The sequence below is a fragment of the Dyella sp. genome, assembly GCF_036568765.1.
Lineage (GTDB): Bacteria > Pseudomonadota > Gammaproteobacteria > Xanthomonadales > Rhodanobacteraceae > GSA-30.
Genome location: NZ_DATCRY010000261.1, coordinates 1 through 10,956, shown reverse-complemented (window position 1 = coordinate 10,956; position 10,956 = coordinate 1). Strand labels below are relative to the sequence as shown.

Sequence of the window (10,956 nt, the reverse complement as noted above, 5' to 3'; positions counted from 1 at the left end):
CAGAGCAGCCGAGCCGTGAGACCGGGACCGGCTACAATGCGCCATCGACGCGCCGTTCCTCGGGCGCGGCCCGCTTGCCTAGCCCGACCCGATGCTCACCGACGACACCAAGGAAGCCATCCGCGCCGCCTATACCCGCCTCAAGGAAGGCTTGCCAGGCTTTCGCGCGCGCGCATCGCAGGGAAAGATGATTGCCGAAGTAGCCAAGGCACTGGCCGAAACCGGCGGCGCGGCGGTGATCGAGGCACCGACCGGCACCGGCAAATCGATGGCCTACCTGATCGCCGGGTTCGAAGTGGCACGAGCGCAGAAGAAAAAGCTGCTGATTGCCACCGCGACCGTGGCATTGCAGGAGCAGCTGGTTCAGCGCGATATCCCCCTCTATCTGAAGCTCAATGGCAGTACGGCGAAAGTCGCGCTCGCCAAAGGGCGCGGCCGTTACCTGTGTCCGCGCAACCTCGCGATGGCAGCCAATAGCGTCGGTGACGGCGGCCAGATGGGCCTGGCCGGCTTCGATACCGACCTGGCGTTATGGTCGAAGCCACCGCAGGAACGCGACAAACAGGCACTCAGCAAGCTGCGCACTGCCCACGACAACGGCAGTTGGGACGGGGACATCGACAGCGCGCCGCAACCGGTCAGCGATTTCCTCAAACCCATGATCACGACTAGCGCGGGTGGCTGCACCGGCCGTCGCTGCGGCCAATTCATGGCCTGCCCGTTTTTCGCCGCGCGCCGCGCGGTCGCCGATGCGGACATCATCGTCGCCAACCAGGATCTGGTGCTTGCCGACCTGACCATGCCGCGAGAGGAAGATGGCTTTGGCGGCGTGATCCTGCCTAAACCGGACGATACGCTGTATATCTTCGACGAAGGACATCATGTGCCCGCCAAGGCGATCGATCGCGGCGCAGCCGATGTGCACCTGCAGATCGCCGTACGCCAGCTCAGCCGACTCGGGCGACAGATACACGCCGCTTATTCGTTGGCCGACAAGGAAGTTATCGGCAAGCTCTCGCTCGATGCCGGCGACGAAAAACTGCAGGCCTTGAGCGATGCGCTCGAAGCATTGGAAAAAGACATCCGCTTGAGCTGGGTGCCGTCACCGGACGATGACGAGCCCACATACCGCGGCTCGCTGGGGCAGCTTCCCGATATCTGGCTTACCCACGCCGGTGTGCTCGCACTGCTGACCGAAGAGGTACATCGCTGGATCGGCGCGGTGCGCCGCACCGTGCTGGAAATGACCGAGAGCGGCCCAACGCACGAGGCGATATCGCGCGAGCTCGGTATGGCGCTGGAGCGCATCGAGCGTCAGTCGCGTACTTGGCGTGCCTGGTCCACCGAGGATCGCGAAGGCGCCCCACCGCTGGCACGCTGGGTGACCTTGAGCACGGACCAGCAATTGATCTGCCATGCTTCGTCGGTGTCTGCCGGCGGCTTGCTGCGGAGCATTCTTTGGGACAACGGCAGTGCCGTCGTGATGACTTCGGCGACGTTGAGCGCCGGCGGCAATTTCCGCGGTTTCGCCGACGCTGTCGGCCTGCCCGATGACGCCGTAACACTGAGCTTGCCCTCGCCGTTCGATCTGACGGCGCAAGCACGGCTGGAGGTGCCGGCTCTCCGAGCGCTGCCAGACGCGCGCGAGGAACACACCCAGGAAATTACCGACTGGCTCGCCAGCCATCTGGATTGGAACGCTGGCAATCTGGTGCTGTTCACCTCGCGCGTCAAGCTCGATCGCGTACTGCAGAAACTGCCGATCGAATACGTACGCAAGGTGCGCGCGCAAGGCTCGCTCGGTAAAGCGCAGCTGGTGGCCGAACACATCGCCGATATCGAAGCCGGCAAAGGCAGCACCCTGTTTGGCCTGGCCTCGTTCGGTGAAGGCCTGGACCTGCCCGGCAAGCTGTGCGAAACGGTGGTCATCACCCAACTGCCTTTTGCGGTACCGACCGATCCCGTCGGTGCGACCTATGCCGAATGGCTCGAATCGCGTGGGCGCAACCCGTTTATCGAAGTCACGGTACCCGAAGCCACACGGCTGCTTACCCAGTACTGCGGGCGCCTGATTCGTACCGAAACCGATCGCGGACGCATCGTACTGCTGGATCGGCGGGTGGTGGTCAAGCGCTACGGCGAGCGCATGCTGCGCGCACTGCCGCCTTTCGAACGCGTGATCGAGCGCGTCGCATGAGCGCACGCATTCTGCGTGCCGCCGATACACCGGCAGTGCCGTGGAAGAACGGCCAGGGCCGCACCCGTCCCTTGGCGATTTACCCTCCTAATGCGGGAATGGACGATTTTCTCTGGCGCATCAGCGTGGCCGAGGTCGATAGCGCCGCACCGTTCTCTCGCTTTCCCGGTGTCGACCGCTGGATTGCGCTGCTACACGGCCCGGGTTTTGTCATGCGCCTGGACCGCACCCGGACGCATAGGCTGGAACGTCGATTCGAAACCTTTGCCTTCTCCGGCGATGCAATGGTGGAGGTCGAATTGATCGGCGGAGCTACGCGCGATTTCAATGTCATGACACGGCGCAGTCGCGCGACGGCCCATATCGATATCTGGCATGAGCCCGGCGATTATCTGACCCGGCCAGAGTTCGCACTGCTTTATTGCGCCGAAGGCAGCGCAGTCTGTACCGATGGCTCGCTGCATGCCGGCGATAGCTGGCTCCGACCTCCGGCCAACAGCATCGCCACGATTATCGACACGCAGGCAACACTGCTCGCCGTTTCGATTTCCCTTTTCTGAATTGCTGCAACCCTCGCTCTCCGGCAGCAGGTCGGCTACAGCTCATGCCTGCTCCAAAACCGACCAAATTTAATGGCAGCGCATTCTTATTAGTCATAAGACTCTCACAATAGCTACAGCTCTTGTCGGACTGCGCCGGCTTTATTCATACCGCACCCACTAGGCATTCTATTTTGTGCCGTCAGGGAACTACTACCGAGCATATCGGCCAACTCCTGGCCGGCACTCAGATCGGCGTCATTTCGTGAGTTACAGACTTGGCCTTCCTTCTCTCAACGAGGGAGGCAACCAAGTGCGCCGTCGCCACACCTTTTCTTTCACTTTTTATACACATTGCTGCAATTCAATGGAGACCGATAACAACATGGACAAGCGCATGCTATCCACACTTTGCTTGCTCGCTTTCACTGGAATCACTTACGCGCAGTCGTCGCGTATTACGGGACCTGGCGAACTCACAGTCAGTGGCACACTGACCGCTCCCGCTTGTCAGGTTATTCAGAGCGATAACGGCGATTATGATTACGGCCGGATCGATAGCAACCTGATCCCGGTCAGTGGTTCGTATACGCACAGCTCCATGGTGAAAATGTGGAGCGTGCAATGCGATGCCGATACACATCTTTCATTCAAGGCGATCGATAACGCAGCCAGCACGTCGGCGGGTACCGGTATTACGCACTTCGGCCTGGGCAGCAACCCTTCGGTGGAGGACAGCAAGCTCGGGTACTACACCGTCCTGATGCGCAACGCCAAAGTCGACGGTGCCGACACAAATCTTTATGCCATCAATGGCACGCCTATCGCCGGGTCTGCCGCCGTTTACGTCCACGGCGACGGCGTCTACAGCATGGGCTGGGCGAAGGTCGGTGCCGTCGGGGAGCCTCATATCGGCCGGAGTTTCGTGGTCGATATGGAAGTCACACCCGTTTTCGCCCATCGCGGTTTGGTCGGCCCGATTGCCGATGACGTTCCCCTCGCGGGCTCGTTGTCATTGACTTTCCAGTTCGGCATCTAAGGCGAGACCAGAGGGAACGTCATGAAACATGCATGGATGCTCCACGTGCCGGCGATCGTCTTCGCCGGCACCCTTGGTAGCGCGCAAGCCAACTCGTTCCGGCTTGAAAGCAATACCATCGTATTCGACGAAGCGGCCGGACGGGCCACATTGAACGTCAAGAACGAAAGCACCGAGCCGTTGCTGCTGGTGAGCGAGCTCAAGGATTTACCTGGCGACAACCTCGCAGCGCGGTTCCTTGTGTCGCCTCCGGTCACTCGGATCGACCCGGGAAATACTCAGTTGATTCGTTTTCGCCTGAAGAAAGGCCAGGCGTTGGATCGCGAATGGCTGCTCAAAGCGTCGTTCGAAGGCGTGCCGCCGCGAAAGACCGGCGGCACGCGGATTGCCGTGCGGCAGGAAATCGGCTTCATCGTGCAGCCAAAACGGCTGCGGCCGAACGCACAGCCATGGCGGGCGCTGTACTGGCGACGCGAAGGTGCCGACTTAGTGCTGCATAATCCAGGCGAGCACGTCGTTCGACTGGCCCCGCAGATGACCCTGCTGCCTTCGGGCAAGACCGTCACGCTAGGCCAGCTCTATGTGCGCGCGGGCGAAACCGTGCGTAGCCCGCTGCCGGAAGACGCTGGCGATGTCACGACATTGCGCATTACTCCCTTCAGCCGCCAGGCGTATGCCTTGCCAGTGTTCGACATCGCCGACAGCCGTTTGCCAGGCCTGCCTTGACCCATGCGTCGCCTTCTAGCGTTATCAGGGCTTGCGGCCACACCGCTTGCTCACGCACTGTCCGTGGTATCGGGGGCATCGGCCAGTATCGATTTCGATAAACGAGTATTGCAAGCCAGAGGCTACGCCCCGGGGATTGCAGACTTCTTTGCACGCTCGCCGCGCTTTCTGCCGGGGATGCAGGAAGTTGTGTTATCGGTCAACGGGCAGAAGCTCGAAACGGCAGAGCTGCGCTTCGACAACGAAGGTCGCGTCTGTTTTGAACCGGCATTGCTGCGCCGACTCGGCCTGCGGGAAGCACCGCCCGATACGGATGCTTGCCAGGGCTGGCTCGAATCTTATCCGGCTGCCCAGATCACGCTGCACCCCGGTATCCGGCAAGTCGCCATGTTGGTGCCCGAGGAGGCCTTCTTGCCGGCAGCGCGCACGGATAGCTACCTGCGCGGCGGCTCTGCTGTCCTGCTCAACTACGATCTGTTCACACGGCAACTGAGCGGGCGTGGCGGTGGACATAGCATCGATGCGCGGCTTCAGCCTGGCATGAATATCGATAACTGGGTGCTGCGCGGCGATGCTTATTACAGCTGGGCGGACAACTGGGGCAGTTCGCTCACGCACCGTCAATGGTATGCCAGCCGGGCCATCGAATCCTGGCGCGCCCTGTTCCGATTCGGCCAGCTGCAAGCCGGTGGCGAAGCGTTTGCGGGCCTGCCGTTCACAGGCATCGAGATCGCCTCCGATAGCGAGCAGTTCGACACATCGGACCTGCTGGTGCCTATCCAGGGCATCGCGCGCAGTCAGGCGCTAGTCGAGGTACGCCAGCGCGGCCAGCTTGTGTATCGAACGGTGGTGCCTCCAGGCAACTTCGTGCTGAGCCAGCTCGGCCGCCTGACAGGCGGTATCGATATCGACATCGAGGTGACCGAAGCCGACGGCAGTCGGCAGCACTGGACATTGCCTGCCGCCATCGGCTTCGGGGACATCGGCGAAACGGACCGCTTTCACATCGGCCTGGGCGTGCATCGCACCGATCTGCCTCGAACCGACGAACGCTGGCGACGACATGCGCCGATGCTGATCGGTGAGTATGCATTCCATCCCTTTGCCGGCGGCGAGATATCGCTAGGCGCGATGCTTGCGCGACATCGTCAGCATTTTTCACAGCGTGCGAGTTATCGCCTGGCCGAAGGTACGGTCGTCTACGGCGGATTGCGTCAGAGCCATATCGATAGACATAGCGGTCAACATGCCGAGCTGGGTGGGACGTGGCTGTGGTCTGGTGCCTGGTCCGGGTCGTTCTATGCAAGCCGGCGCACTCCCCGCTATGCCGCCGCAGCCGACGTCGCCGACGCGTCATGGCTCTACCGCCAGCATGGTTATCTGCGCGACACATATAGCCTTTCGCTCGCTCGCGGCGGATGGCGCCGGGGTCGTGCCAGCTATAGCGTCGGCCTTTACCGTTACTCCCACCAGCGCGATACGGTCTTTCACGGCCTGACCTACAACCTGGCGATCGGCGGCGTATCGATCCAGGCCAGCCTGCAGGATCGTCGCGGCACCTGGCGTGACCGGACCGTCTACCTGTCGGCGTCGATCCCGCTCGATCGCGGCTCGATGCAGGTACGCAGTTACCGACGCGATGGCAGCAGCAGCCACGATATCCGTTATGCCGGTCGGTCAGCATCGGGTATGGGCTACAGCGCGGGCGTCACCAGGGACGATCGGTCGCGCATCGATGGCTCGCTCTCCCTGCCATCGACCTATGCACGCATCGGCCTGGGTGCCTCGGCCGCTTCGCGGGGACAATTCTCCAGCTACCTGGCTGCTTCCGGTGGCCTGCTATGGTCCGGTGGCCGATTCGCCGCCGCACCCTACGCCATCGGCCACAGCTTCGGCGTCCTTAATGTTCCGCAGACGCGCGGACTGCAGCTGGATACGCCAAGTGGCACGGTCATCACCGACTATCGCGGCATTGCCGTTATCCCCGCCTTGAGAGCTTATGCCAGCAGCCGCATCGCCGTGCGCGGCAACAGCGTGCCGACAGGTATCCAGCTGGACACCGCCGCAACCGAATGGACTGTCGCGCGAGGCACGGTGGCGGATGCAACCATCGGTGCCACCGTGCTACGCCAGCTGTTGCTGACCATCCGCACCCCGAACGGCGAACTGGCCCCGCTCGGCGCCGCACTGTTCGACGATGAAGGCCAGATGGTGACTTCGGTGATCAACGGCGGACAGGCCATGCTGGTCAACCAGGACATCGGCAAGCGGCTGACGCTGGATCTCCCGGGCGGCAACGCTTGCCTGCTGACTTATGAAGTACCGCCGCAGTTCGATCCTGAGGAGGATTATCTATCGGGCGATGCTGAATGCCGGTAAGAAGAGGATGCCAAGAGTCACTGTCTGACGGCGGGCATGGGCGAGTAAAGTCGGCCCATCGTTGAACTGCTACCGAGGCTGCCATGGTCGGTTTCCTGCTCTGGGTACTCCTGCTGGTGTTCTGTTGGCCACTGGCCTTGTTGGCGCTCGTGCTTTACCCGATCGTCTGGCTGTTGCTGTTGCCGTTCCGCTTGGTCGGCATCACCGTCGATGCGGTGTTTTCGCTGCTGAAAGCGATCTTGTTTCTGCCCGCGCGCGTGCTTGGCGCGCGCCCTGGATAATTTCTTCATCCCTCGCAGGCAGTATCGCCTGCGAGGGAGAAACCACGCTACTTCGATACGACCGGCAGGCTGATAAAGCTTGCCGTTCCGGGCGTGTGCCACACCCGCTGCGTCGCCTTCCGATAATCGGCCGGCTTGGCATCGAAGATGTTCGGCACGAAGGTTTGAGGGTTGCGGTCGTACAGCGGGAACAGCGTCGATTGCACCTGCACCATGATGCGGTGCCCCGGCTGGAACACGTGGTTGACCGTCGGCAGACGGAACGTATACAGCAGCGGCGTGTTCGGCTCGATCGCCTGCGGATGCTCGAAGCTGGTGCGATAGCGGCCGCGGAAGATATCCAGCGATACGGCCAGCTCATAGCCGCCCATCGTCGGATCGGCAGCGATCGTATCCGGATAGACATCGATCACCTTGACCGCCCAGTCACTGTCGGTGCCGCTGGTGGATGCATAGAGGTTCACCACCGGCGCACCGCCGACATGCACGGGCGCGGTCAGCGGCTCGCTGACGTAGGTGAGCACGTCCGGACGTCCATCGACAAAACGCTGATCGTTGACCAGCCAACGCGTCCACGCCTCGTGGTCGGCGAAATGTGCCGGACGTGGCTGATACGGCACTGGCTTGGCCGGATCGGAGACATATTCGTCGTACTTGGTCGCACCATCCGCCGGCGCCTTGAACGACAGCTTGCCATCGGCCTGCAGATACAAAGCCTGCGGCTTGCTCGCACAGCCCTTATCGCAGCTCAGCGGCCACGACTTGTAGCGATCCCAATGGTTTTCGCCGGTGTTGTAGATCAATACGGGCGGCGTATTGGCCTTCGGCGCACCATCGACCAGATACTGATCGAAGAACGGCTTCAGGACATCGCGGCGGAACTGCAAAGCGGTGTCGCCGTCCCACTGCAAGTTGCCCAGTGCCCTGGCATCGTAATTCACCTGGCTGTGGCGCCATGGGCCCATGACGAGGAAATTCTTGTCGTTGTTCTTGTCCTTGGGCTCGGTCGCTTCGTAGCTGTGGATCGCACCCCACATGTCCTCCTGGTCCCACAGGCCTTGCAGCCACATAGTAGGCACAGCGAGTGGCTGCTCGCCCATGATCTTGTCCAGGGCCTGGCCCTGCCAGAAGGCGTCGTAAGCGGGGTGCTCCTCGAGCTTGCGCCAGAACGGCAATTGGTCGAGACCGGCCGCCCGCGCAAAATCGCCAGCCGAGCCCGCTTGCAGGAAGTTGCTGTAATCGTCGTAGCCGACACGCGGAATGGTGTCGCCCTTGCCCTTGCGCACAGTCTGCGCGGCGATGTAATCGAAGTTGGTCTGGCGGAAGGCGCCGTAGTGGAACCAGTCGTCACCCATCCAGCCGTCGACCATGGGGCTTTCCGGCGCGGCGACTTTCAGCGCCGGGTGCGGATGGATCAGTGCCATGACCACGGTAAAGCCTTCATACGACGAGCCGATCATGCCGACTTTGCCGTTCGACTCGGGAAGGTTCTTCACCAGCCAGTCGATCGTGTCGTAAGCATCGGTGGAATGATCCACCTCGCTGCTGTTGAGCGGACCGCGCAACGGCCTAGTCATCACATACTCGCCTTCCGAGCCGTATTTGCCGCGCACATCCTGAAATACGCGGATATAGCCGCCCTTGACGAAGACATCGTCGCCCTGCGGCAACTCATTGATCATCTGCGGCGATTCCAGCCGGGCAGCGCGACCGGTCGCGTTGTACGGCGTGCGCGTGAGCAGGATCGGCGCATGCTTGGCGCCCTTGGGAATGACGATCACCGTATGCAGCTTGACGCCATCGCGCATCGGGATCATCACCTCGCGCTTGGTGTAATCGGAACTGCCGCTCGGTGCGGTGAATTGCTGTGGAATATCCGGGGTCAACGGCGCGGTCTGCGCAGCGGCCAGGCCAGCACCCACGGCAAGGGCAAGAACGGCAAGGGAAAGCATAGGGCGAGCGATGGTCATGCAACCTCCTGAAAGCCGCGGACACGCGGACGAGGATGGACGGGCGGGGATGCGTCAAGGCAAGGGAACGACTGTAAGCGAGGCCGACCGCCAGGCGTACCATGACTTCTTGCCTAGGAAATTTGATTTTTTCGCGCCCAGGGCCAAGGATTGCGCCTATCGGCCAGCCCAACGCAGACAAAAACCCAGTGCAAGCCATCGATACCCTGACGCCCTGCCCTTGCGGCAACCCCGATGGCTACACCCGCTGCTGCCAGCCCCTCCACCGAGGCGAGGCGGCGGCCACCGCAAACGCACTGATGCGTTCGCGCTACAGCGCTTATGTGTTGAAGCTGGAGGACTACCTGCTGGCTACCTGGCATCCCAGCACGCGCCCTGCCCACCTAAAGCTCGCTACGCAACAGCCTGCACCGACGTGGCTCGGCCTGAGCGTCAAGCATCACGTGAGCGAGGGGGACCGCGCCACGGTAGAGTTCGTCGCACGGCTGCGCTTCGGCGGCGGTAGCGCGCAGCGCATGCATGAAGTCAGCCGCTTCGTGCGCGAGGACGGCCGCTGGTATTACGTCGATGGCGAGATCAGGAGCTGATCAGAAACCGTCGACCTGTGCGGCATGGAGGCGTTCGGCAAGTTCGCGCACTTGCGCATCGGCAAAGAAAGCAGTCAGTTGGCGCGCACGTGCCGCACCGATGCCTTGAATGCGCTGCCAGGCAGCAGCATCTTTATCGGCCCCGGCCGACCAGTCGGACACCGAGATCGCTCCCGTCGGGGCGCCTAGCGCATGCATCCAACGGCCGAATCCCTGCCGCCGGGCCGCTGCAAAAGCGTCGCTCCAGGCGTGCGCGCGCGTCTTGCCGATACCGTCGATACGCTGCAGTTGCTCAGGCGTCATATCCAGCCAATCCAGCAAACCGCGCACCAGGCCCGCGTCGATGAGGCGTTGCCAGCCACGCTCGCCAATGTCCTCGAAACTCAGACCTTGTTTACCCCCGAGCCAGACCAATCGCGCCAGGAAGCGACGTTCGCAACCGGGCTCCCAACGCCAGCACGCCGATACCGGCGCATCCACGGGGAGATCGACCTTGGTACGATGCGGCGACCGCCGCACGACGCCGTCGAAGCGTGGAATCGTCAAACCGGCCAACGCGATGGCGATGTCGTCACCGGGACGGACGTCGAGCTCGCGCCAGCGCTTGAGCGAGCCCAGCAAGACACGCTTTACCGTGCGATCGCCCAGCGCCACCGGTTCCAGTTCCAACACCACGTCGCGTCGCCCGCTACGCCCCTCACGCAGGTCAATGGCCTTGACGGTCGCCACGGTCTTTTCCGGCGGATATTTCCATGCCACCGCCCACGTCGGCGGTGCCGCCGTCCATTCGGCCATGGGCGGGCGGCGTCCCTGACGTATCACGATGCCGTCCGTGGCAAACGGCAAGGCCGTGCGATACCAACGGTCGCGCCACGCGGCCACGTCGGCCACTGTGCGAACAGACTGAGTGAGCTCGGCGCTTTCGCCCAGCCCCATCGCCTTGAGACCTTCAAGTCGTGCGGACATCGTCGGCGGGCCGTCCGGCCAATCCCATACGAATAAGCCGATACGCGCCGCGGTTTTTTCGTCCAACGCTCCTCGAGCGAGTGCGCCAGCGACACGCGCGCGCGCACCCGCGCCGCCATCGATAGACTGGCGATGCCCATCACGCCGCCATACCAGTTCGCCTTGCAGGATCACCTGTGCCGGTGCGCGCGGCAAAATCCGCGGTACGGCTGCCATGCGGCGAACCGCATCGGTCCAGTCGCTGCCGCGACTCCCATCGCCGCGACTGGTTG

The 10,956-nt window shown here is 62.5% G+C and carries 9 protein-coding genes; 7 read left to right on the top strand and 2 right to left on the bottom strand.

From position 1 onward, the window contains the following. Positions 1-91 precede the first annotated feature (91 nt). The 6 genes from dinG (at position 92) to VIM98_RS17135 (ending at position 7,161) form a co-directional block, all read left to right on the top strand. Positions 92-2,197: an ATP-dependent DNA helicase DinG gene (dinG, locus tag VIM98_RS17160; protein ID WP_331994331.1), complete on the top strand. Its 2,106-nt coding sequence runs from the start codon at positions 92-94 to the stop codon at positions 2,195-2,197. Then, positions 2,194-2,757, top strand: coding sequence for a HutD family protein (locus tag VIM98_RS17155; RefSeq protein WP_331994330.1), 564 nt, complete (start codon positions 2,194-2,196; stop codon positions 2,755-2,757). The genes dinG and VIM98_RS17155 overlap by 4 nt, the downstream gene beginning before the upstream one ends. Positions 2,758-3,133: 376 nt before the next feature. Then, positions 3,134-3,775 carry a hypothetical protein gene (locus tag VIM98_RS17150; RefSeq protein ID WP_331994329.1) on the top strand — a complete coding sequence of 214 codons (642 nt, stop codon included), beginning with the start codon at positions 3,134-3,136 and terminating at the stop codon, positions 3,773-3,775. Positions 3,776-3,796: 21 nt separating this feature from the next. Next, entirely contained in the window at positions 3,797-4,501 is a 705-nt protein-coding gene (locus tag VIM98_RS17145; RefSeq protein WP_331994328.1) for a fimbria/pilus chaperone family protein, read from the top strand. 3 nt (positions 4,502-4,504) lie between these two features. Next, on the top strand, positions 4,505-6,880 hold the full coding sequence (locus VIM98_RS17140; protein ID WP_331994327.1) for a fimbria/pilus outer membrane usher protein: 2,376 nt from the start codon (positions 4,505-4,507) through the stop codon (positions 6,878-6,880). An 83-nt stretch (positions 6,881-6,963) separates the two neighbouring features. Next, positions 6,964-7,161, top strand: coding sequence for a hypothetical protein (locus tag VIM98_RS17135; protein ID WP_331994326.1), 198 nt, complete (start codon positions 6,964-6,966; stop codon positions 7,159-7,161). Positions 7,162-7,208: 47 nt separating this feature from the next. Here the strand turns inward: VIM98_RS17135 and VIM98_RS17130 are convergent, their stop codons facing one another. Further along, positions 7,209-9,113, bottom strand: coding sequence for a CocE/NonD family hydrolase (locus VIM98_RS17130; protein ID WP_331994332.1), 1,905 nt, complete (start codon positions 9,111-9,113; stop codon positions 7,209-7,211). Positions 9,114-9,319: 206 nt separating this feature from the next. Here VIM98_RS17130 and VIM98_RS17125 point away from each other — a divergent pair, with 206 nt between their 5' ends. Further along, on the top strand, positions 9,320-9,718 hold the full coding sequence (locus VIM98_RS17125) for a YchJ family protein (RefSeq protein WP_331994325.1): 399 nt from the start codon (positions 9,320-9,322) through the stop codon (positions 9,716-9,718). Here VIM98_RS17125 and ligB read toward each other — a convergent pair. Further along, positions 9,719-10,956: NAD-dependent DNA ligase LigB (gene ligB / locus VIM98_RS17120; protein WP_331994324.1), on the bottom strand; the 1,238-nt coding region annotated here is incomplete at its 5' end. It abuts the gene before it with no gap.

Coding starts and splice junctions, on each gene's coding strand:
- VIM98_RS17155 (WP_331994330.1), top strand. CDS start 2,194: ATGAGCGCACGCATTCTGCGTGCCGCCGATACACCGGCAGTGCCGTGG.
- VIM98_RS17130 (WP_331994332.1), bottom strand. CDS start 9,113: ATGCTTTCCCTTGCCGTTCTTGCCCTTGCCGTGGGTGCTGGCCTGGCC.
- dinG (WP_331994331.1), top strand. CDS start 92: ATGCTCACCGACGACACCAAGGAAGCCATCCGCGCCGCCTATACCCGC.
- VIM98_RS17135 (WP_331994326.1), top strand. CDS start 6,964: ATGGTCGGTTTCCTGCTCTGGGTACTCCTGCTGGTGTTCTGTTGGCCA.
- VIM98_RS17140 (WP_331994327.1), top strand. CDS start 4,505: ATGCGTCGCCTTCTAGCGTTATCAGGGCTTGCGGCCACACCGCTTGCT.
- VIM98_RS17150 (WP_331994329.1), top strand. CDS start 3,134: ATGCTATCCACACTTTGCTTGCTCGCTTTCACTGGAATCACTTACGCG.
- VIM98_RS17145 (WP_331994328.1), top strand. CDS start 3,797: ATGAAACATGCATGGATGCTCCACGTGCCGGCGATCGTCTTCGCCGGC.